Here is a 20,915-nt window from a genome sequence, read left to right as displayed (position 1 = left end):
CGTCGCTCCTCCTGCGGGGCGTCCTGCACGGTCGGACGCTTCATTCGCCACTGTAGCATTTTCGTACATCGTTGTAGGAACACCGGGTGGGTTGCTATTGTGGGCGCATGGCTAGCGAGACGGCAGTGCAGCGGCGAGGGCGGGCCGCGCACCTCGGCCCCGAGCGGCGCAGACCACAGGTACTCGACGCGGCGCTGGCCATCGCCGCCGACGACGGCGTCGCCGCGGTCACGATGGGCGCGGTCGCCGACTATATGAAGGTCACCCGCCCGGTGATCTATGCGTGTTTCCCTGATCGGGTCGAGCTGATCGACGCGCTGATCCGGCGCGAGGAGAGCTATCTGATCTCCGGGGTCCTCGACGTACTGCCACCGCGCGCGACCGATGCCGACGAGACGGTGTTCGTCGAGGGTTTCCGCACTCTGCTCAACAAGGCGGCCGAGCGGCCCGACGCCTGGCGACTGATCTACGGCAACCCCGACCCCGCGGTCGCCGGTTCCTTCGGACGAGGTCGACGCCTGGCGGTCGAGCGCTGCACGGCGTTGCTACGTCCGACCTTGCAGGCCTGGGGAATCGACGACGCCGAGCGCAAACTGCCCGCGCTGGTGGAGTTGTGGGTCTCGGCCGCCGAAAGCGCGGTCCGAACCCTGTTCGCCAACCAGGACGAGTGGAATCCCGATGACCTCGGTGCCTTCGTCGGCTCGGCCGTCTACCGCGCCATGCGCAGCGCGTGATGTCCGCGCCGTAGGTGATCCGTCCCGATGAACGGGGGCGCGGCTGCTCGCCGACCCCGGTTCGTCGGTCGTTCGGTCAGTGGGTGGGCGACGGTGTCCGGGCGGACAGCCGTGCGCTGTCGAGGAATTCCGCGATCGTCGCCCAGGTGGTGTCGCGGGCGGCCGGCCCGGCGATGATGCCGAGATGGCTTCCCGGGACCTCGGTGAAGCGAACCTCCGCCGCGCCGGTGAGGACCCCGGTGCCCGCCGCGACGGATGCCGACGAGGCCAGCGCGTCTTTGGTGCCGCCGATCAGCTGCGTCGGCGCGGTGAGTCCGGTCAGATCGATCGCGCGATGCGGGCCCAGATGCACGGTGCCCTTGAACATTTCGTTGCGGATGATCAATTGCCGGTAGGCCTGGCGATAGAACCGGCCCGGGTATCCGGGCATGGTGTCCATGAACCGATCCACTGATTGCATGCGGGCCAGCGCTTCGGTGTCGGCGATTTTGCGGGCGATGTACCAGGGCTTGGTGAGCTCGCGGTCGATCGACTGGATCCGGAAACCGGCCCGCACCCCGTACTTCGGGACGCCACCGGCCACGCGCACGGGCAGGGTGACCTCGCGGCCGCCGGTGAGCTGTCCGAGCCTGCGGGCCAACGAGATCTGACCGTTGCGGCGCTGATCGAACGGGGTTCCCACCGCGGTGACCGACCCGATCGGCAGGTCGGCGTACCCGGCGGCGGTGAGCACGCTGATGGTGCCGCCGAACGACCAGCCGATCAGCTCGACGGGGGAGTGCTCGTTGTCCGCGCTGACCGCCTCGATCGCCGTCGGCACGATGTCGTCGACCCACTCCTCGAAGCCGAGATCGCGGTCCGCGTAGGTGATCTCGCCGTAGTCGAGTACATAGACCTCGCGTCCCAGCTCGAGCAGGAATCGCACCAGGCTCTGACTGGGCCGCATGTCGTAGCAGGAAATCGTCACCGCCAGCGGTGGCACGAGCAATACGGGATCGCCGGTGGCGGGGGTGGAGCGGCGGTAGCGCAGCAGCCTGCGGTGCGGCTGGTCGTAGACGATGTCCGACGGCGTCGGCGCGTACGGCTCGACACCGTCACTGAAGAGCGCGACCACGTTGCGCAGTGCAACCGACAGGGTGCCCATGTAATTCTCCGGAACGTCGAGACGGCGGGAGAAAACTAGCTGTAACTCCCTGTAGCACCTTATCTGCTGCCGTGGAGTCGTCCGAATCCGCAGGTGAACCGCTGCTCCGTATTACCCCGAACAACGTCGACGCCCCGTTCGAGTACGAACGGGGCGTAGTGCTGTGCTTGCACGGCAGCGGTGACCGCTGCCGTCCGCGGCGTGGGTCAGGGTTTGCGGGCGACCGCGCCGTAGGCCGAGATCGGGAGGACCTGGCCTACCTCGGTGGTCTCCGGGCGCCACTGGGTGATCGAGACGACGCCCGGATCGACTACCTCCAGACCGTCGAAGACGCCGCGGATCTGGGCCTGCGTGCGCGGGATGTACGGTGTGCCGCCGGTGCCGGTGTAGTTCTCGCACAGGGTGACGTAGGCCTGGCTGTCGTCGGTGCCGTCCCAATAGATCAGGTGGCTGCCCGACGGCACCGCGCCGATGACGGTGTGCACGATGCGCAGCAGGTCGTCGTAGGTTTGGGCGTGTCCGAGTACGCCCATGAACATCACGGCGATCGGCTCGTTGAAGTTCAGGACGTTGCGCGCGTCGGCGACGATCTGTTCGGGATTGTGGAAGTCGGCGTCGATGTAGGTGGTGACGCCTTCGTCGGTGGTGCTGGTGAGCAGTGCGCGCGCGTGGGTGAGCACCAGTGGGTCGTTGTCCACGTAGACCACCTTGGCCTCCGGGGTGACGCCCTGGGCGACCTCGTGGGTGTTCTGCATCGTGGGCAGGCCCGTGCCGATGTCGAGGAACTGCTTGATCCCGCGTTCCTTCGCCAGAAAGCGGACGGCCCTGATCAGGAACTGTCGGGACTGCACGGCCATGGTCGAGATGTCGGGGTCGACCGCCAGTCCCGCGTCGCCGGCGATCTTGTCGATCTCGTAGTGGTCCTTACCGCCCATCCAGTAGTTCCAGATCCGCGCGGAGTGGGGAATGTCGGTCCTGATCACGGGTGTCTGCACGTCGGCCATAACCTTGCTCCTCTGCAACTTTGACGGTGGCGCGCCCCACCCAGGGGAGAACCACCAGCGACATAGCATCTGATCTGTTTGCGACAGTACAAGATTCATGCCGAAACGGTCGGTCCAATCCGTCGATCTCTCGCCTGCGTTCAACGGCGGAAATCGGGTAAAGCCGTCACATGACGACACTGCGCAGAAATGCTGTGGCCACCGTGCTCACCGCGGCCGCGATCACCCTGCTCGGCACCGGGTGTGACCAGGTGGAGAAGGCGATCAACAAGGGCGGCGATACCCCCTGTAGCGAGTACACCGCCCAGAGCTCGGACGACAGACGGACAACGGTGACCAAGTTCCTCGAACAGGAGCGTGGTGAGGACGCGAAGCCGGATGCGAGCCAGATCGACCTGTCCGTCGCCGCCATCGATCTCATGTGCGGGGCGCAGGCCAACCCGGACACCCCCATCCGGGAAGCCGATCTGACCGGGGTGCTCGTGCCCAAGTAGCCCCGCCGCAGGTCGCTGGGTATCCCCTCCAATGGCGACGATAGCTCCGATCTCACCGCGTGCCTGGCATTTCACATGTTCACTGCGACGGACACGTTCGGCCGGTAGCATCGCTAACGGACCGTAAGGTCTAGTCCAGCAAGATGTTTCGTTGCGATCGCGGAGAACCGGGGTCCGCGGGGCACCGGGTGATCGAGAGGTTTCGCAGTGGAAACGGTGACGAATCGGGTCGTAATGGATCCGACTGGGCAAGACATTCAGGGCGAGCTCGTCGAGATCAGGGCACACGGTCCCGCCACCAGGGTGGAGTTGCCCGGCGGGGTGCAGGCATGGTCGATCACCGATGCCGCGCTGCTGGAGAAGCTGCTCGTCGATCCCCGGGTGTCCAAGGACGCGAGCCAGCACTGGCCCGCCTTCGTCGCCGGTGAGATCCCCCCGGATTGGCCGCTGTACCTGTGGGTTTCGGCGCCGAACATGTTCACCGCCTACGGCACCGAGCACCGCAGGCTGCGCAAGCTGGTGGCGCCGGCCTTCACCGCGCGGCGCACCGAGGCTATGCGCGCACAGGTCGAGCGCATCACCAACGAACTGCTCGACGAGTTGGCGCGGACCCCGGCCGGTCAGACAGTGGACCTGCGCGAGCAGTTCGCCTACCCGCTGCCGATCCAGGTGATCTCGGAACTGATGGGCGTGCCCGAGTCGCTGAACCCCGGCCTGCGCACGTGCGTCGACGGCATCTTCGACACCACGCTCACCCCGGAGCAGTCACAGGCCAACTACATGGAGATGTACCGGATCCTCGGTGAACTGGTGGCGCTGCGGCGCGAGCAGCCCGGCGACGACATCACCAGCCTGCTGATCGTCCAGCGCGACGAGGACGAGGGCCAGCTCACCGAGGAAGAGCTCGTCGGCACGCTGCTGCTGGTGATCTCGGCGGGTCACGAGACCACCGTGAACCTGCTCGACCAGGCCATCACCGCGCTGCTCACCCGGCCCGACGTGCTAGAGGGCGTGCGCGCGGGCACGATCACCTGGCCCGATCTGGTCGAGGAGACGCTGCGATTCGAGTCGCCGGTCGCGCACCTGCCGTTGCGCTTCGCGGTGGAGGATATCGACATCGACGGTGTGCAGATCGCCAAGGGTGACCCGATTCTGGCGAGCTACGCCGGTGCCGCGCGCGATCCGAAGCTGCACGGCGAGACCGCCGACCAGTTCGATCCCGCGCGAGAAAAGCAGTCGCACATGGCATTCGGCTACGGGGCGCATCACTGCCTCGGTGCGCCGCTGGCCCGCTTGGAGGCGCTGGTGTCGCTGCCGGCCCTGTTCGAACGGTTCACCGACCTCAGGCTGGCCGCTCCCGTGGCCGACCTCGGCACGGTGCCCAGCTTCATCTCCAACGGTCACCGCCACCTGCCCGCCTACGTCCACGGCGGATAGCGTCGAACTTGCTCGGCCGACCCGTTCGGTCGGCCGAGCAAGGCGATCATCAGAGGCCGGGTACCACCAGGGGGGCGGTGCTCGGGAACACCACCGGCAGGCCGGCCAACGCCCGGTGGAAAGGCCCTGGCCGCCAGACCAATTCCTCCGCCGGGACGGCCAGCTCGAGTTCCGGCAACGCGTCGAGGAGCTGGTCGATGGCCTCCTGGGCGATCAGGTAGGCCGGGGACTTCGCCGGGCAGCCGTGCGGGCCGGTGCTCCACGCCAGGTGCGCGCGGTTGTCGAGGAAATCGCCGGTCCCGATCGCGGGATCGTTGTTGCACGCGGCCATGCTGATGACGACCGGCTGATGCGCGGGCAGCCACACATCGTCGACCAGGATCGGCTGACGCGGATACGTGGTGCAGAAATTGGCCATCGGCGGGTCGGTGTAGAGCACCTCGTCGAGAGCATCGCGCGTGGACAGGCTGCCGCCGAGCAAGCTGCCCGCGAAACGCTGATCGGTGAGCATCAGCCGCACCGTATTGAGAACGAGATTGAGCATCGGCTCGATCCCCGCGCCGTAGAGCGTGAGCACCTGGTTCATCAACTCTTCGTCGGTGAGCCGCTGCGGATGCTGCACCAATCGGGTCGTCACATCGTCGCCGGGTTCGCTCTGCTTGAGCCGCACCAGGTCGTAGAGCGCGTCTTCCATCATCTGCGTGCCCGCGGCCGCGGTGTCGCCGCCCTCGAACATCTGCCCCATCCCGGTCGCCACCCGCCCGCCGATGTCGGCCGGGACGCCGAGCATCGCGTTGATGGTGGCGAAGATGACGGGAAAGGCGTACTGGCTCAACAGATCCGCGCTGCCGTCGGCGCAGAAGGAGTTGATCACCGGCATCGCGATCTGCTCGACGGTGCGATGCAGCTGGTACAGGTCGACTCCCGCCAGACCCGCGACGGTGACCTGCCGGTGGCGCGTGTGCTCCGCGCCCGCGGTGCGAATCGCGTTGGGGCGGTAGCGCATCATCGGAAGCACCGGGCAGTCGGCGGGGATGTCGCGCTGCCACATCTTCGGGTCGGCGGGAAAATGGTCGGGATCGTTGAGAATCTGCACCGCGGTGCGGTAGCCGATCACCAGGGTGGCCGGGACCCCGGGCACCAACTCGACCGGCACCAGCGAACCGAAGCGCTGCCGCATATCGCGGTAGGTGCTCTGCGGGTCGGCCGCGAATTCCGGCGAGTACAGCGGCACCCGATCCTGGCCGCTGCGCGAGTCCGGCGAAACATCCAGTGTCACAGCGAGTACTCCTGAGTCGAGGATCGGTGCCTCGGCGACGCGCCGAGTTCGTGGCCGACCCTGGCGGCCAGCTCGTTCATGCGATGGGCGATGAGCGCGAGGTCCACATCGCCGGTCGTGGCGACCCCGAGCAGGGTACCCGCGCCCGCGGCCGTGATCAGGACCATGCCCTCGTCGTACTCGGTCATGTTCTGGCGCACTGTGTTCGCGAGTCCACCACAGAACTCACCGAGCACCTTGCCCAGCGAACGCAGCCCGCACGCGGCGGCCGCGAAACGCTCCGCGTCATCGGTGGAGATTGCGCCGGAGTGCGCCACGCGTAGGCCGTCCTCGGATAACAACACCGCGAAGCGGACGCCGTCCAGAGCCAGGTCGTCCAGCAGCCACGCGAGGCGGTTGGTGCTGTTCGCGATCGGAGTACTCATCAGCTGTCGTGCCCTTTCGTCGAGCGTGCGGCCGCGGCGCGACCGTGTCTGGAGCCGCTGTGCCAGGCCGCCGCGAGCTCGGGGCGGGCCAGTACCTCGCCGGTGTCGACGCGCTCGTCGGCCGGGGCGACGGTGCGGCGCGTGCGTTTGGGCAGCCCGCCGGTGGTGCGGTCGAGCTCGGCCACGTCCAGCTCGGGCGCCGACGCGCTGATCTCGGAAACGGGTGGTGGCGGTGCTACCGGTTCGGGCGCCTCGGCATGCTTGGGGCGGTGCGCCTCGGTGGCCGTGACGAGCAGGGCGGCGGGAACGAACACCATCGCCCTGGTGCCGCCGTAGATATTGGGCCCGTCGACATAGGCGGCGAAGCCGTAGCGGCGCGCGAGCGCGGCGACACCGGGGAACCCCACCCGAGGGGACGGGCCGAGCGCGTTGATGTCGACGACGCGCTCACCCGAGAGCACCTGGCGGGCCTCCTCCATCTGTTCGCGGCTCATCCGCACACCCGCGTCGTCGATGATCACGGTGACGCCATGGTGGCCCTGCTGGTAGGAGATGTCGACGAACGACGACGGCGGCGAGTAGCGCAGCGCGTTGTCGAGCAGGGTCGCGACCGTGTGCACCAGCGGTTCGACCGCCCGGCTCATGACCACGAGATCGCAGTTGCCCGTGCGCACGCGCAGATAGTCGCGCACGCGGCCGGTGGCGCCGCCCACCACGTCGCCGACGGTCTGCTGCGGCCAGCGCCTGCCGGGCAGCCCGCCGGAGACGATGACGTAGGCCTGCGCCTGGCGGATCATCTGCTGGACCGTGTGATCGATGCGGGTCAGCGTTGCGTAGACCTCGTCGTTGCGGTTCTCCCGCAGCGCGTTGCTCACGACCTGGCCGACGTCGGCGCCGAGACTCACCACGGTGGTGCCGAAGGCGCGGACCGCGTTGCTGGTGGCGGACCGCGCGTCGGCGGAGACCTGGGCGCGCGTCTGTTCTTGTGCCGCCTCGACCTGCGCGGCGGTGCGTTCATCGGCGGCCCGCTCGGCCAGTACTGTCTCGTGTTCTCGCGCACGCAGTTCCTCGGCGTGGGCGAGCGACAGCTGTTTCATCGCCGCGTCTTTGGCGTGGAGATCGCGCTCGGCCACCACCAGGCGGCGGCGGATCTGACGTTCGTTGCGCAGGGCCTGTAGCGCGACAGCGACCGCGCCGAGCAGGACCAGTGTTGCTAGGGAGAACAAGAAGACCGCGAGCGTCGGAGTCATCGGTTCCTTTGTCGTTTGTACCGACCGAAGAGCCGTGGTGGCCGGGTCCTCGCCGGTCTCTCCGACGAGACTTCTCGCCGACGCCCTGCCCTCACGAGAGCTGCGCCGCAGCACAATTCGGCACCGCGCGTGAGTTCGGTCGATTCCGGGCTCGCTGCCCGGCGTTTCGGCGATGCCGGACACGTTAGCAGTGCGAATTGCCGAGTGCACCAAAGGGGTTGCCGCAGAACGTGACTCGCATTGTGGTGTAGGGCTCGTGAATTGATACCGGCGGTTCACCCTCGCCGTGTACGGTTGAACACATACAGGTCGGCCGTGACCAGCGGCGACCAACGCGTCGTCGCCGCACTCGGCCCCGAGTCACCGGCTCTCATTCCTTACCCTCGTCTGCCGCAGCGGCGCCGTCGATCGATCCGAGGAAGAGCCCTGCATGACCAGCGATCTCGACGACGACCCGCCCGACATGACACCCGCCGACCCCGAGGAAGAAGACCCGACCGTCCACTGGCCCGAACCGAGCCCGCTGCAATCGTGGTGGACCGACATCATGGGCGCGAAGAAACCACGTCGTTTCGGCCAGCAGAGCTGACTCAGCCGATATGACCCCCAGGGCCGCACCGTCACCGGTGCGGCCCTTGTCGTGTTCGAGCTGTATTCCCCGGGGTATTGACCTGGACGCCGTGTCCAACATAAATTACATGGACACCGTGTCTCAGGTATCCGGGACACACGGCACACGGGAGTGCGTACATGACACAGAAGGTGTTCGTCGTCGGCGTCGGCATGACGAAGTTCGAGAAGCCGGGTTCGCTGGAGTGGGACTATCCGGAAATGGCCCGCGAGGCCGGGACCAAGGCGCTCGCCGATGCCGGTATCGACTACGCCCAGGTCGAGCAGGCCTACGTCGGCTATGTGTACGGCGAGTCCACCTCGGGCCAGCGCGCGGTCTACGAGCTGGGCCTGACCGGCATTCCGGTGATCAACGTCAACAACAACTGTTCCACCGGTTCGACCGCGCTCTACCTCGCGGCGCAGGCGATTCGCGGCGGCCTCGCCGAGTGCACGCTCGCACTGGGCTTCGAGAAGATGCAGAAGGGCTCCCTCGGTTCGACCTACGACGACCGTGAGCAGCCGATGATGAAGCACCTGCTGGCGCTGGCCGAACTGCAGGAGTTCGCCATGCCGCCCGCGCCGTACATGTTCGGCGCCGCGGGCAAGGAGCACATGGAGCTCTACGGCACCACCGCCGAGCAGTTCGCCAAGATCGGCGTCAAGAACCACAAGCACTCGGTGAACAACCCGTACGCGCAGTTCCAGAAGGAATACAGCCTGGAAGAAGTGCTGGACGCCAAGCAGATCTACGGTCCGCTCACCAAGCTGCAGTGCTCGCCGACCTCCGACGGCTCCGGCGCCGTGATCCTGGCCAACGAGGACTTCGTCGACCGGCACAATCTGGCCGACCGCGCGGTCGAGATCGTCGGGCAGGCCATGGTCACCGACCTGCAGACCACCTTCTCCACCAACAGCGCGATCAACCTCGTCGGCGCCGACATGTCGCGCACCGCGGCGCGCAAGGTCTACGAGCAGGCCGGGATCGGCCCCGCTGACATCGACGTCATCGAACTGCACGACTGCTTCTCCACCAACGAACTGCTGACCTACGAGGCCCTCGGCCTGTGCGCACCGGGTGAGGGCGGTCGGCTCGTCGACGACAACGCCACCACCTACGGCGGCCAGTGGGTCGTCAACCCGTCGGGCGGTCTGATCTCCAAGGGACATCCCCTCGGGGCGACCGGGCTGGCCCAGTGCAGCGAACTCACCTGGCAGCTGCGCGGCGACGCCGACGCCCGTCAGGTCGCGGACGCGCGTATCGCCCTGCAACACAACATCGGTCTCGGTGGCGCGGTCGTGGTGACCGCCTATCGCCCCGCCGTCCGCTGAACTTCTTCCACCGAATCACACCAGGAGAAACCCCATGGCATCTGTATCCGTTTCCACCGCACTTCCCGTCGCCCCCGAGCTGGCGTGGGCCCGTCTGAGCGATCTCGCCAACTGGGAGGAATGGCTGACCATCCACCAGGGCTGGCGCGGCGATCTGCCCGCCGAGCTCGCCGCGGGCTCGCGTTTCACCGAGGTCGTGTCGGTGATGAACATGGCCAACAAGATCGAGTGGACCGTCGCCGAGGTCGTCCCGAACTCGTTCCTGCGCATCACCGGCGCCGGAATGGCCGGTGTCACCATCGAATTCGCGCTGAAGGTGGAGGCCACCGAGACGGGCTCGGAGGCCGCGTTCGACGCGAGCTTCAAGGGCGCGATGATCGTGGGCCCGATCGGCAAGGCCGTGGCCAAGCACGCCGAAGCCGATCTGAAGGAGTCGATGGAGAAGTTCACCGCGCTCGTCGGCTCGGCCGCATGACCACCTCGGAATCGGCCGGAGTCGTCTTCGACGGCTCCGGCCTGGGGGAGTGGACCGACGAGGAGCGATTCTCGGTCACCGCCGAGCGGATCGCGCAGTACGCCGCGGCGACCAATGATCCGATCGCCGCGCACCTGTCGGGCGAGATCGCGCCGCCGGTGTTCGCGGTGGTGCCGGTCTTCACCTCGATGGCGCCGGCCGCGCTGTCGGTCGCGCCGGTGGAGCTGCTGATGAAGCTGGTTCACGGCGAGCAGGACTTCCTCTTCCATCGGCCGATCCGGGCCGGTGACGAGCTGGTGGTACGGGCCAAGCCGATCGGCTACGTGGGCAGACCCAACGGTTCGACGGTGGTCATCTATGCCGAAACCCGGGACGCGGCAGGCGAACTCGTCAACGAGCAGTGGATGACCGCGTTCTTCCGCAAGGTCGACGCGGGCCCCGGTGAAGGCGAACTCGCGCCCGCACACCGGATCACCGACGAGGACCGGGCCGCTGATCCGTCCGCGAAGCTCACCACCCACATCGACGACGACCAGACCTTCCGCTATTCCCCGGCTTCGGGTGACCCGATGCCGATCCACCTCGACGACGAGATCGCCCGCATGGCAGGGCTTCCCGGCATCATCAACCACGGTCTGTGCACCATGGCGTTCACCTCGTGGGCCGCGCTGACCGAACTCGCCGACGGCGACACCGCGCGCCTGCGCAGGCTCGCCGTGCGTTTCGCCAAGCCGGTGCTGCCCGGCCAGGACATCACCAGCACCTTCTGGCCCACCGAATCCGATGATCCCGGCGTGCGGGCCTACGCCTTCGAGACCGAAGCCGCGGGCCAGATCGCGATCACCGACGGCCGCGTCGAAATCAACTAGGAGACAAGACTCATGGGAAAACTCGACGGTCGCGTCGCGGTCATCACCGGTGCCGGTCGCGGCATCGGCCGCGAACACGCGCTGCTGTTCGCTCGCGAAGGCGCGAAGGTCGTGGTCAATGACCTCGGCGGCGCCAACGACGGCACCGGCACCGACGCGGGCCCGGCCCAGCAGGTGGTCGACGAGATCGTCGCCGCCGGCGGAACCGCGGTCGCCAACACCGACAACATCGCCACCTGGGACGGCGCGAAAGCGCTGGTCGACCAGGCGATCAGCGAGTACGGCACCCTCGACATCGTGGTGAACAACGCGGGCATCCTGCGCGACGCGTTCATCGCGGGCATGGACGAGTCGCAGTGGGACTCGGTCATCGCGGTGCACCTCAAGGGCCACGCAGCCACCCTGCATCACGCCGCCGCGTACTGGAAGGCGCAGTCCAAGGCCGGTACCCCGGTCTCGGCCTCGGTGATCAACACCGCGTCGGCCTCCGGCACGTTCATGCCCAATGCCGGTCAGGGCAACTACGGTGCGGCCAAGGCAGGCATCGCCGCGCTGACACTGGTCGCCGCCGACGAGCTCGAACGCTACGGCGTGCGCGTCAACGCGATCGCCCCGATCGCCCGCACCCGACTGACCCTCGCGACCCCCGGTATGGGCGCGCTGTTCGCCGCCGAGGTGCCCGAGGGCGAGTTCGACGCGTTCGCCCCGGCCAATATCTCCCCGCTGGTCGCCCACCTCGCCGCGGCCGACTGCGCGCTCACCGGCAAGGTGTTCGCCGTGCAGGGCGGTGCGATCGTCGAACTGGCCGGTTGGCACGACGTGCGCACCGTGGAAACCGACGGACCGTGGACCATCGACGAGGTGGCCGCCCAGCTGAAAGAGACCAATTAGCCATGGCGCGCAACAGTTATGAGCTCGGGGTCGGCGTCAGCGAGGACCATCTGGCCCTCGCCGACTCGGTCGCCGGATTCGTCGAGCGAACCGTCACGGCCGATGTCGTTCGTGCCGCGGTCGAGTCCACCGACTCGGGCAAAGTACTGCCGTACTGGGACGCGCTCGTCGCCCAGGATCTGCTGAGCCTGCACATCGCCGAGGACCTCGGCGGTCAAGGGGCCGGTCTGCTGACCCTGGCCGTCGCACTCGAACCACTCGGGCGTGGCCTGCACACCGGCCCGTTCGTCCCGACGGTTCTCGCCGGTGCGGTGCTGGCCGCCGCGTCCGGCACACGCGCCGAGGGCACGTCGGAATCGGCTTCCGCACGGCTCGCCGGGCTGGCGGACGGATCGCGCACCGGTGCGGTGGCCTTGACCTCGAACCTCACCGGCACGCTGACCGATGGCACGTTGACCGTCAGCGGAACGGCCGATGGCGTACTCGGGGCCCTGTCGGCCGATGTCGTCATCGCGCCGGTCACCGTGGCCGGCGAACAGCGGTGGGTCGTCTTCGAGAACATCGATCTCACGATCAGCGCGCAGGACAGCATCGACGTGCTGCGTGGTTCGGCTCGCCTGCACGCGGATTCGGTCGCGGTCTCGTTCGATGCGGTGCTCGATGTGACGTCGACGCGCGTGCGTTCGGTGGCCGCGGTGGTGCTCGGCGCCGAGGCGGTCGGCGTGATGTCGTGGTGTGTGTCGACCGCGTCGGAATACGCCAAGACCCGGGTGCAATTCGGTCGGCCGATCGGTCAGTTCCAGGGTGTCAAACACAAGTGCGCCCAGACGGGCATCGCGCTGGAGAAGGCGCGCGCCGTGCTGTGGGACGCCGCGTACGCCCTCGATCGCGACGACGACACCGCCGACTACGCGGCGGCCGTCGCCGCGCTGATCATTCCCGACGCCGCGGTACAGGTCGCCCAGGAGTGCATCCAGGTGCACGGCGGCATCGGCTTCACCTGGGAACACGACGCGCACCTGTACTACCGGCGGGCCCTGGCGTTGCGTGGTCAGCTCGGTGCGCGCGACGAACGTGCCGAGGCGGTGGCCGGTTACGCGCTGTCGGGGCTGACCCTGTCCAGTGAACTGGAACTGCCCGCCGAGGCCGAACAGATCCGTGCCGCGGTCCGGGCCGAACTCGCCGAGATCGCGGCGATCGACGACGAGGACGACCAGCTCGTCGCCCTCGGCGACGGCGGCTGGAACCTCCCGCACCTGCCCCGCCCCTACGGCCGCTCGGCGTCCCCGCTCGAGCAGGTGGTGATCGCGCAGGAGATCAAGGCCTCCGGCATCCAGATGCCGCAGCTGCTGATGGGCACCTGGGCGGTCGGCGCGATCGTTCCGCACGGGGACGACCGCCAGAAACAAGAACTGGTCGTGCCGACTTTGCGCGGCGAACTGGTGTGGTGCCAGCTGTTCAGCGAACCGGGCGCGGGCTCGGATCTGGCGAGCCTGACCACCAAGGCCACCAAGGTCGACGGTGGCTGGCGGGTGAGCGGACAGAAGATCTGGACCACGGTCGCGCAGTTCTCCGACTGGGCGATGCTGATCGCGCGCACCAGCCCCGACAAGCCCAAACACGAAGGCATCACCTACTTCGTGCTCGATATGTCCTCGCCCGGGATCACGGTGCGCCCGCTGCGGGAGATGACCGGATCGGCACTGTTCAACGAGGTGTTCCTCGACGAGGTGTTCATTCCGGACGAGAACGTGGTCGGCGAGGTCGACGACGGCTGGCACGTGGCCCGCACGACCCTCGCCGGTGAGCGGGTGGCGCTGAGTCAGAAGATGGAGGCCTACGCCACCGACACCGACCTGCTGCGTTTCGCGATCGGCCGCGACCTCTCGCCGGTGGCGCGCTACCGGCTCGGCGAACTCATGGCGGAGAGCCGCGCGGTGGACGTGATCAGTTCGCGGGTGGTGCTCAAGCAGCTGTCCGGCATCGACGTGTCCACCACCTCCAGCGTCGGCAAGCTGCTGGGAATGGCGCTGGGACAAGCGATTTCGGAGTACGTCGTCGCCGAACTCGGCGTCGCCGGTGTGGTGTCGGTGCCCGGCGAGCGCAGCGACCACGCGATGGAACAGCTGATCGCGGGCCGTGCCACCACCATCTACGGCGGCACCACCGAGGTCCAGCTCAATGTCATCGGTGAACGGATGCTCGGCCTGCCACGGGACGCGGCGGTGAACGGGTGAGTACTCCCGGCTCTCGGACGAGCGGACCTCTCGCCGGTCTGCGGGTGATCGAAATCGCCAGTCTCGCACCGGGTCCCTTCGCGTGCATGGTGCTGGCCGATCTCGGCGCCGAGGTGATCCGCGTGGATCGGGTCGGTGACTCGGCGGGGCTGCTCGCCCCGTCGGGTGTGCTCGACCGCGGCCGCGCCTCCATCGCGGTGGACCTGAAATCGACCGACGGCCGGGAGGTCGTGCTTCGCCTGGCCGAAACCGCCGACATTCTCGTCGAAGGGTTCCGGCCGGGCGTGGCCGAACGCATGGGCATCGGGCCCGACGACTGCGCCGCTCGCAATCCCGGGCTGATCTACGGCCGGATGACCGGGTGGGGCCAGGACGGACCGCTGGCCGACGCCGCCGGTCACGACATCAACTACATCGGTGTCGCCGGCGCGCTGGATCTGCTCGGCCGGGCCGGACAGAATCCGACTCCGCCGGTGAACCTGCTCGGGGACTTCGGCGGCGGCGGAATGCTGCTCGTCGTCGGTGTGCTCGCCGCGCTGCAGGAACGGACGCGATCGGGCCTCGGCCAGGTGGTCGACGCCGCGATGGTCGACGGAGCGGCCCTGTTGACGGCGTTCGTGCACGGCATGCACGCCGCGGGCCTGTGGGAAGGCGAACGGGGCGAGAACCTGCTCGACGGCGGCGGCGCCTACTACGACACCTATCGCTGCGCCGACGGCGGATATGTCGCGGTCGGCGCCGTCGAGCCACACTTCTACGCCGAACTGCTCGACCGACTCGGCTTGGCGTCGGCCGAGTTGCCCGCGCAGTACGACCTCGACAGCGCCGAGGAACTACGCGCGGCGCTGGCCGAGGTGTTCGCCACCAAGTCGCGCGACGAGTGGGCCGCGGTGTTCGCGGACTCGGATGCCTGCGTGTCGCCGGTGCTGTCGCCGTGGCACGCCCACGAGCACCCGCACAACAAAGCCCGTGACGCCTTCGTCGAGGTCGGCGGCATCAGGCAGCCCGCACCCGCCCCCCGGTTCGGGCGCACCCCCGCACCGGTGCCGCGCCCGGGCAGCGCCACCGGCGCCGACACCGGCGCGGTATTGCGCGAGCTCGGCTACAGCGACGACGAGACCGACCGTCTGCGCCGCGCCGGAGCGATCGCCTGACAACCACCGATCACCGGTGCCATATGGCTCGACCCGCTGCACTACAGTTCGTCGTTGTATTCGGTAACGGCCCCTCCGGTCTCGGCAACCCCTATGTTTCCCTGCCCGGAGGGGCCCGCCCCGATCTGGACTGAGTGGAGGGTGCGACGAAGGAGTACCCGGAGGGAGGGAAGATCGGGGGCCCGAAGGGCCCCGACTCGAGCGCGCCAGCGCTCCAAAAGAACAGGAGGAAAGTGACCGCACAGCGCACCGACGGTAGAGCCAGCCGCTGGGACCGCCACCGCGCCGACCGCCGTGAACTGATCCTCGCCGCCGCCCTCGAGGCCGTGCAGTCGCAGGGCGCCTCGGTCGGCGTCCAGGAGATCGCCGACCTCGCCGGCGTCCCTCGCTCGGTCCTGTATCGCCTGTTCAAGGACCGCCAAGACCTCGACGAACAGCTGCGCACCCGCATCATCGACGACTTGATGGCGGTACTCGCGCCCACCCTGAATCCCGAGGGCACCGTCACCGAGGCGATCGCACGCTCCGTCGACGCCTATGTGGGCTGGATCGCGACCAACCCGCGTCTGCACTACTTCCTCGGGGCCGGATCCGGTGCCAGCAAGGATCACAACTCACCGATCGTGTCCGGGACCAAGATCGCCATCGCGGGGACCGTGCGCGAGGTGTTCGCGAGCGCATTGCGGGCACAGTCCGCGCCGGAGGCAGTCGCCGAACCGATGGCCTTCGGCCTGGTCAGCTTCGTCGACGGCAGCGTCAACCGGTGGCTGAGCCGGTCGATGCAGCCGATGGACGCCGCCGAACTGTCGTCCTACCTGCAGGTCGCCATCTGGGCGATCATCGACGCCAGTCTGCGCGAGGTCGGCGTCACCCTCGATCCGCAGACGTCGATCGCCGAACTGACGGCGGATAATTAGATGTAACACGCGGTAGCGTCAACCCTTGTGTGGTACCGCTGGTACCACTAAACTGGGTAGTGGAATCGTACCGAGGAGACACCGATGACGCTGTCCAGCTACCACGAGGTCCTGCAGAGCCTGTCCGAAGGCTCGGTGACCAAACACTTCGATCCCTACGTCGATATCGACTGGGACTCGCCCGAGTTCGCCGTGCACTCCGACGACCCGCGCTGGATCATGCCCGAGGAAGACCCGCTGGGCCGTCACCCCTGGTACAAGGCGCAGCCGGTCGAACGGCAGATCGCGATGGGTCTGTGGCGCCAGGCCGGGATCGCCAAGGTCGGCATCGACTTCGAGCAGCTGCTGATCCGCGGGCTGATGCAGTACCTGACCTCGGTACCCAACGGTGACCCGGAATTCCGCTACGTCACGCACGAGGCCGCCGAAGAGTGCAACCACACGATGATGTTCCAGGAGATGATCAACCGCATCGGCTATCGCGATGTGGTTGGCATGGGCCCCGTCGATCGCACACTCGCCCTGGTCATCTCGCCCGCGGTGAAGTTCTTTCCCGGGTTCTTCTTCACGATGGTCCTCGGTGGCGAGGAGCCGATCGATCATCTGCAGAAGGCGCTGCTGCGCAGCGGCACCGACCTGCATCCGATGGTCCATCGGGTGATGGAGATCCACGTGGCCGAGGAGGCCAGGCACATCTCGTTCGCGCACGAGTATCTGCACCGCAACGTGCCTTCGATGAACCCGGTATCGAAAACCGTGCTGTCGGTGGCCTTCCCGATCACGATGCGGGTGATGCTGGCGATGATCGCGACCCCGCCGAAGCAGTTCGTCGACAAGTTCGGCATTCCCGACGAGGTGATGCGAGACGCGTACTGGCGCAGCCCCGGATCCCGACACATCAAGCGTGACGTGTTCACCGATGTGCGCGCGCTGGCCACCGACATCGGCCTGATGAACCCGGTCGCCAAACGGGTGTGGCGGCTGCTCGGCATCGACGGACCGGTATCGCGCTACCGCAGCGAGCCCGCGCGCAGGCTCGCATGAGGCCCGAAAGCTGGCCGGCGCCCACGAAGGCCGTGCTCCCGGACAAGGATCCGTTCTTCGCGCCCCGGCCCGGATTCGAGAGCCTCGCCGAGGGCACGATCCTGCGTTCGCGACCGGTCGAACTCGCCGCGTTCGGTCTGATCGGGCTGAAGGTCGAGGCGTGGCAGCTGCTGTATCGCACGACCGATCTCAACGGCGTGCCCGAGGCATCCGTCACCACTGTGGTGGCGCCGGTCGGCGGTGTCGCACCCGGTGCGCCCCTGCTGTCTTTCCAGTGCGCGATCGACGCCATCTCGCCGCGTGCTTTTCCCTCCTATTCGTTGCAGCGCGGCTCCCGCGCCATCGGCACGTTCGCGCACGTGGAGCTCCTGTGTTTCGTCGACGCGCTGTCCAAGGGCTGGGCGATCTCGATCCCGGATCACGAGGGCATGCTCGGCGCGTGGGGAGCGCCACGCGAACCGGGCTACCGCGCCCTCGACGGCATCCGCGCCGCGTTGGCCTTCGAACCCGGCGGGCTCGACCCGTCGGCGCAGGTCGGCTTGTGGGGCTACTCCGGCGGCGGGCTGGCCACGGCATGGGCCGCGGAAATGGCGCCGACCTACGCCCCCGAACTCGACATCGTCGGTGCGGTGCTCGGTTCCCCGGTGGGCGATCTGGTCTCGACCTTCCATCGACTCAACGGCGGCCTGCACGCCGGACTGCCGACACTCGTCGTCGCCGCGCTGCGCCGGGTGTATCCGGCGTTCGAGGAGCTCGTCACCACCCATTTCAGCGACGAAGGTCGCGCGGTGCTCGACAAGGCCGCCCAGTCGACGACCGCCGCCGCGGTAGTGCGGCTGGCTCGCTACAACGTCGACCGGCACAGCGGTACCCCCATCGCCGAGCTCCTCGCGATGGAAGCGATGCTGGCTGTCTTCGCCGATCTCACGCTCGGCGACCGGGCGCCCGCGGTGCCGCTGCTGGTCGTGCAGGCCGTGCACGACCAGATCATCTCGGTGGCCGATATCGACGCGCTCGTGCAGCGCTATCGCGAGCACGGCGCGCACGTGACCTACCTGCGTGACCGGGCCAGCGAACACCTCACCCTGCTTCCGCTGTCGACACCGTTGAGCCTGAACTGGCTCAACGACCGGTTCGCCGGAGTAGCGGTGACGCCGTCGCAAACCCGCACGGTGCGCAGTGTGCTCGCGCTCCCCGCGGGTCGTCGGGGTCTGGGCGCCCTCGCGCTCGCCGCGCTGCGGGTCCTGTTCGGGCGCCCCATCACGGCCTCGACGGCCGGTTACGGCACGGAACGCACGGCGAGCAGGGCTCATCGCGCAGCATGAAGCAAGAACTTACTCACTGGTAAGATATGAAGATTGTGGGTCTGCCGACAGGCAGTGACTGGTGAAGTAAGGGGTTTACCGATGGGGATCGTTGCCGAGCTGCCGCGCGCGGTGCGCAATGTGTGGTCGGTGTCGTTCGGTGGTGGACTCGAGTCCTACCGCCCCGCACCGTCGACGACGGTGTACGACGGGGCGCACCGCCACCTGAAACGCTACGACCGCGCCACGTCGGCGAAGGGTAATCCGGTGCTGCTCGTGCCGCCGCTCGCGGTGACCACAGCGTGCTTCGACCTGCGTCCGGGACAGAGTCTGGTGCGCTATCTGCTCGACCAGGGCAGGCAGCCCTACGTCATCGACTACGGCGAATTCGGTTATGCCGATCGCGATCTCGGTCTCGAGGACTGGACCGACGACATCCTGCCCGAGGCGATCTCGCGAGTCTCCGAAGCACACGACGGCCGCGGCGTGGACATCATCGGCTGGTCGCTGGGCGGTGTGCTGGCCCTGCTGACGGCGGCCTCCCATGCCGACCTGCCGATCGCCTCGATCACCTGCCTGGCTGCACCGATCGACCAGGCCCGCACCGCGTTCCTGATCCCGCTGCGCCTGGTCGCCAAGGTCACCGGTGGTCGGGAGATGGCCGTGGCGACCAAGGTCATGGGCGGCATCCCGCGGGAATTCGTGCGGCTGGGCTTCCGGATCCAGGCTTTCGACCGCGAGCTCGCCAAACCGATATACCTGGCCCGCAACGCCTTCGACGCCGAGGCGCTGGCCAAGATGGAGGCGACCGACCGATTCATGGCCACCATGCCCGGCTACCCCGGCCGCTCGTACTGGCAGATCTACCGCAGCCTGGTGCTGCGCAACGAACTCGCGAGCGGTTCGATCCGATTGCGGTCGGACCTGGTGATCGAGCTGTCGAAGGTCACCTGCCGGGTATTGCTGGCAGGCAGCCGCAGCGATGTGGTGGTGCCCGCGGCCTCGGTGCGCCGCGGCCTCGAGGTGCTGCCCAACGCCGCCGAGGTGGAATTCGTCGAGGTCAGCGGCGGTCACCTGGGCATGGTGTCGGCAGCCGATACGACCTGGCCCGCGATCGAGGAGTTCCTCAGCCGCTGATCGCCGTACCCGGATCGGCAGAATTTCCGCCCTCCACCAAACCGCGGGCCGGGGCAGCCCGAACCTCTCTACATGCCTCACGTCGACCGTGGGGTGACCCGCACTGCCTCGACAGTGCACCCGGTAGACGAGAGGTTTTGTCAGTGAGAAGAACACGGCGATCGATCCGTACGGCGAGGGTGCACGCGGCGTTGGTGAGCGCGCTGACCCTGGCAGGTCTGGCGCTGCCCGCGAATGTCGCGGTCGCCGCACCCGACGCCGCGCGGGTGGTCTCGGCGGTCGACATCGACGACAGGCGCCAACTGGTGACCGTCTTCTCTCCGGCGATGGACAAACCGATCCCGTTGCAGGTCATCCGTGCTGCCGACACCGCGAACCCGCGGCCGACGATGTACCTGCTCAACGGCTCCCAAGGTGGCCCGAATCAGAGCGGTTGGGACGCGCAGACCGACGCCGTGAGCTTCCTTCGAGACAAGGACGTCAACGTCGTGACCCCGGTCGGGGGCGCCAGCTCCTACTACACCGACTGGGTGCGCGACGACGCCGTGCTCGGTCGCAACAAATGGCAGACGTTCCTCAACGAAGAGTTGCCCTCGGTCATCGAGGGGTTCCTGCGCGCCGACGGAAACCGCACTGTGGTCGGTGTGTCGATGAGCGGCACATCGGTGCTGAATCTGGCGATCGCCAAGCCCGGCTTCTGGAACAGCGTGGCCTCCTACAGCGGTTGCGCGCAGACGTCGGACCCCATCGGCCAGGAGTTCGTCAAGATCACGGTGGAGAACTGGGGCGGCGGCCAGAGCATCGAGAACATGTGGGGACCGCGCAACGGCCCGCTGTGGCGAGCCAATGATCCGCTCGTCAACGCGGAAGGACTACGAGGCACCGAGGTCTATCTGAGCACCGGCACCGGCATACCCGGCGCACCCCACGACACACCGGCCGACCCCCGTGTCCAGGACGGCAGGATCCCGCTCCCCGTTCAGATCGCGTTCGGCGGCCCCATCGAAGCGGCAGTGCACTTCTGCACCGTGAACCTCGCCAACCGACTGCGCGAGTTGAACATTCCGGTCACGCTGGACGAGCGTCCCGTCGGCACACACTCGTGGGGATACTGGGAAGACGACCTGCGATCCTCCTGGCCTTTCCTGGCGCAGTCGCTCGGCAGCCGGACCAACTGAG

The 20,915-nt window shown here is 67.7% G+C and carries 20 protein-coding genes; 15 read left to right on the top strand and 5 right to left on the bottom strand.

Translation table 11 applies throughout. The features are described from left to right. Positions 1-107 precede the first annotated feature (107 nt). On the top strand, positions 108-734 hold the full coding sequence (locus tag NS1_RS04460) for a TetR/AcrR family transcriptional regulator (RefSeq protein ID WP_062981879.1): 627 nt from the start codon (positions 108-110) through the stop codon (positions 732-734). A 76-nt stretch (positions 735-810) separates the two neighbouring features. Here the strand turns inward: NS1_RS04460 and NS1_RS04455 are convergent, their stop codons facing one another. Further along, positions 811-1,878 carry a polyhydroxyalkanoate synthase family protein gene (locus NS1_RS04455; protein ID WP_062981877.1) on the bottom strand — a complete coding sequence of 356 codons (1,068 nt, stop codon included), beginning with the start codon at positions 1,876-1,878 and terminating at the stop codon, positions 811-813. 206 nt (positions 1,879-2,084) lie between these two features. Continuing rightward, the gene (locus NS1_RS04450) at positions 2,085-2,882 is read right to left on the bottom strand and encodes an SAM-dependent methyltransferase (RefSeq protein ID WP_062981875.1); all 798 of its coding nucleotides are present in this window, start codon (positions 2,880-2,882) and stop codon (positions 2,085-2,087) included. 170 nt (positions 2,883-3,052) lie between these two features. Here NS1_RS04450 and NS1_RS04445 point away from each other — a divergent pair, with 170 nt between their 5' ends. Next, the gene (locus NS1_RS04445) at positions 3,053-3,376 is read left to right on the top strand and encodes a hypothetical protein (RefSeq protein ID WP_062981873.1); all 324 of its coding nucleotides are present in this window, start codon (positions 3,053-3,055) and stop codon (positions 3,374-3,376) included. A gap of 234 nt (positions 3,377-3,610) precedes the next feature. Continuing rightward, the gene (locus tag NS1_RS04440; RefSeq protein WP_062981871.1) at positions 3,611-4,813 is read left to right on the top strand and encodes a cytochrome P450 family protein; all 1,203 of its coding nucleotides are present in this window, start codon (positions 3,611-3,613) and stop codon (positions 4,811-4,813) included. A 49-nt stretch (positions 4,814-4,862) separates the two neighbouring features. On the opposite strand, the gene NS1_RS04435 is transcribed toward NS1_RS04440, so the two are convergent. From NS1_RS04435 to NS1_RS04425, 3 genes are read right to left on the bottom strand one after another with little or no spacing between them, the layout of a single operon-like run. Next, the gene (locus NS1_RS04435) at positions 4,863-6,086 is read right to left on the bottom strand and encodes a cytochrome P450 (RefSeq protein ID WP_131816562.1); all 1,224 of its coding nucleotides are present in this window, start codon (positions 6,084-6,086) and stop codon (positions 4,863-4,865) included. Between the two features lie 2 nt (positions 6,087-6,088). Further along, positions 6,089-6,517 carry a roadblock/LC7 domain-containing protein gene (locus NS1_RS04430; protein WP_056820635.1) on the bottom strand — a complete coding sequence of 143 codons (429 nt, stop codon included), beginning with the start codon at positions 6,515-6,517 and terminating at the stop codon, positions 6,089-6,091. Beyond that, on the bottom strand, positions 6,517-7,767 hold the full coding sequence (locus NS1_RS04425; RefSeq protein ID WP_056820633.1) for an ATP-binding protein: 1,251 nt from the start codon (positions 7,765-7,767) through the stop codon (positions 6,517-6,519). Before NS1_RS04425 ends, NS1_RS04430 begins: the two co-directional genes overlap by 1 nt. Positions 7,768-8,197: 430 nt before the next feature. On the opposite strand from NS1_RS04425, the gene NS1_RS39845 reads away from it, so the two are divergent. The 12 genes from NS1_RS39845 to NS1_RS04370 all read left to right on the top strand — a co-directional run bounded on the left by NS1_RS39845 (position 8,198) and on the right by NS1_RS04370 (position 20,914). Then, complete coding sequence (locus NS1_RS39845) at positions 8,198-8,356, top strand: hypothetical protein (protein ID WP_156677555.1); 159 nt, start codon at positions 8,198-8,200, stop codon at positions 8,354-8,356. Between the two features lie 161 nt (positions 8,357-8,517). Continuing rightward, positions 8,518-9,708, top strand: a complete 1,191-nt coding sequence (locus tag NS1_RS04420; protein WP_056820631.1) for a lipid-transfer protein — start codon at positions 8,518-8,520, stop codon at positions 9,706-9,708. Positions 9,709-9,742: 34 nt separating this feature from the next. Continuing rightward, complete coding sequence (locus NS1_RS04415) at positions 9,743-10,183, top strand: type II toxin-antitoxin system Rv0910 family toxin (protein ID WP_056820628.1); 441 nt, start codon at positions 9,743-9,745, stop codon at positions 10,181-10,183. After that, positions 10,180-11,052, top strand: a complete 873-nt coding sequence (locus tag NS1_RS04410; RefSeq protein WP_062981868.1) for a MaoC/PaaZ C-terminal domain-containing protein — start codon at positions 10,180-10,182, stop codon at positions 11,050-11,052. Before NS1_RS04415 ends, NS1_RS04410 begins: the two co-directional genes overlap by 4 nt. 12 nt (positions 11,053-11,064) lie before the next feature. Continuing rightward, positions 11,065-11,943, top strand: a complete 879-nt coding sequence (locus tag NS1_RS04405) for an SDR family oxidoreductase (protein ID WP_056820622.1) — start codon at positions 11,065-11,067, stop codon at positions 11,941-11,943. A gap of 2 nt (positions 11,944-11,945) precedes the next feature. Beyond that, positions 11,946-14,180, top strand: coding sequence for an acyl-CoA dehydrogenase family protein (locus tag NS1_RS04400; protein ID WP_062981865.1), 2,235 nt, complete (start codon positions 11,946-11,948; stop codon positions 14,178-14,180). Further along, positions 14,177-15,334 (top strand): CaiB/BaiF CoA transferase family protein, encoded by a 1,158-nt coding sequence (locus NS1_RS04395; protein WP_062981863.1) that lies wholly within the window; start codon positions 14,177-14,179, stop codon positions 15,332-15,334. Before NS1_RS04400 ends, NS1_RS04395 begins: the two co-directional genes overlap by 4 nt. Before the next feature lie 233 nt (positions 15,335-15,567). After that, on the top strand, positions 15,568-16,251 hold the full coding sequence (locus tag NS1_RS04390) for a TetR/AcrR family transcriptional regulator (protein ID WP_062981861.1): 684 nt from the start codon (positions 15,568-15,570) through the stop codon (positions 16,249-16,251). Positions 16,252-16,335: 84 nt separating this feature from the next. Then, positions 16,336-17,295: an AurF N-oxygenase family protein gene (locus NS1_RS04385; RefSeq protein WP_056820609.1), complete on the top strand. Its 960-nt coding sequence runs from the start codon at positions 16,336-16,338 to the stop codon at positions 17,293-17,295. Continuing rightward, entirely contained in the window at positions 17,292-18,620 is a 1,329-nt protein-coding gene (locus NS1_RS04380; RefSeq protein ID WP_062981859.1) for a lipase family protein, read from the top strand. Before NS1_RS04385 ends, NS1_RS04380 begins: the two co-directional genes overlap by 4 nt. A gap of 81 nt (positions 18,621-18,701) precedes the next feature. Beyond that, entirely contained in the window at positions 18,702-19,736 is a 1,035-nt protein-coding gene (locus NS1_RS04375; protein ID WP_062981857.1) for an alpha/beta fold hydrolase, read from the top strand. Positions 19,737-19,879: 143 nt separating this feature from the next. Continuing rightward, entirely contained in the window at positions 19,880-20,914 is a 1,035-nt protein-coding gene (locus NS1_RS04370) for an alpha/beta hydrolase (RefSeq protein ID WP_255284417.1), read from the top strand. Position 20,915: the final 1 nt, after the last annotated feature.

Source organism: Nocardia salmonicida NBRC 13393 (genome assembly GCF_001613085.1).
In the GTDB taxonomy this organism is placed as follows: domain Bacteria; phylum Actinomycetota; class Actinomycetes; order Mycobacteriales; family Mycobacteriaceae; genus Nocardia; species Nocardia salmonicida.
This window is presented reverse-complemented; position numbering and strand designations above follow the sequence as displayed.

Excerpts from the sequence above, each read along its gene's own strand:
- NS1_RS04460 (WP_062981879.1), top strand. The coding sequence starts at position 108 with ATGGCTAGCGAGACGGCAGTGCAGCGGCGAGGGCGGGCCGCGCACCTC.
- NS1_RS04455 (WP_062981877.1), bottom strand. The coding sequence starts at position 1,878 with ATGGGCACCCTGTCGGTTGCACTGCGCAACGTGGTCGCGCTCTTCAGT.
- NS1_RS04450 (WP_062981875.1), bottom strand. The coding sequence starts at position 2,882 with ATGGCCGACGTGCAGACACCCGTGATCAGGACCGACATTCCCCACTCC.
- NS1_RS04445 (WP_062981873.1), top strand. The coding sequence starts at position 3,053 with ATGACGACACTGCGCAGAAATGCTGTGGCCACCGTGCTCACCGCGGCC.
- NS1_RS04440 (WP_062981871.1), top strand. The coding sequence starts at position 3,611 with ATGGATCCGACTGGGCAAGACATTCAGGGCGAGCTCGTCGAGATCAGG.
- NS1_RS04430 (WP_056820635.1), bottom strand. The coding sequence starts at position 6,517 with ATGAGTACTCCGATCGCGAACAGCACCAACCGCCTCGCGTGGCTGCTG.
- NS1_RS04425 (WP_056820633.1), bottom strand. The coding sequence starts at position 7,767 with ATGACTCCGACGCTCGCGGTCTTCTTGTTCTCCCTAGCAACACTGGTC.
- NS1_RS39845 (WP_156677555.1), top strand. The coding sequence starts at position 8,198 with ATGACCAGCGATCTCGACGACGACCCGCCCGACATGACACCCGCCGAC.
- NS1_RS04420 (WP_056820631.1), top strand. The coding sequence starts at position 8,518 with ATGACACAGAAGGTGTTCGTCGTCGGCGTCGGCATGACGAAGTTCGAG.
- NS1_RS04415 (WP_056820628.1), top strand. The coding sequence starts at position 9,743 with ATGGCATCTGTATCCGTTTCCACCGCACTTCCCGTCGCCCCCGAGCTG.
- NS1_RS04410 (WP_062981868.1), top strand. The coding sequence starts at position 10,180 with ATGACCACCTCGGAATCGGCCGGAGTCGTCTTCGACGGCTCCGGCCTG.
- NS1_RS04405 (WP_056820622.1), top strand. The coding sequence starts at position 11,065 with ATGGGAAAACTCGACGGTCGCGTCGCGGTCATCACCGGTGCCGGTCGC.
- NS1_RS04400 (WP_062981865.1), top strand. The coding sequence starts at position 11,946 with ATGGCGCGCAACAGTTATGAGCTCGGGGTCGGCGTCAGCGAGGACCAT.
- NS1_RS04385 (WP_056820609.1), top strand. The coding sequence starts at position 16,336 with ATGACGCTGTCCAGCTACCACGAGGTCCTGCAGAGCCTGTCCGAAGGC.
- NS1_RS04380 (WP_062981859.1), top strand. The coding sequence starts at position 17,292 with ATGAGGCCCGAAAGCTGGCCGGCGCCCACGAAGGCCGTGCTCCCGGAC.
- NS1_RS04375 (WP_062981857.1), top strand. The coding sequence starts at position 18,702 with ATGGGGATCGTTGCCGAGCTGCCGCGCGCGGTGCGCAATGTGTGGTCG.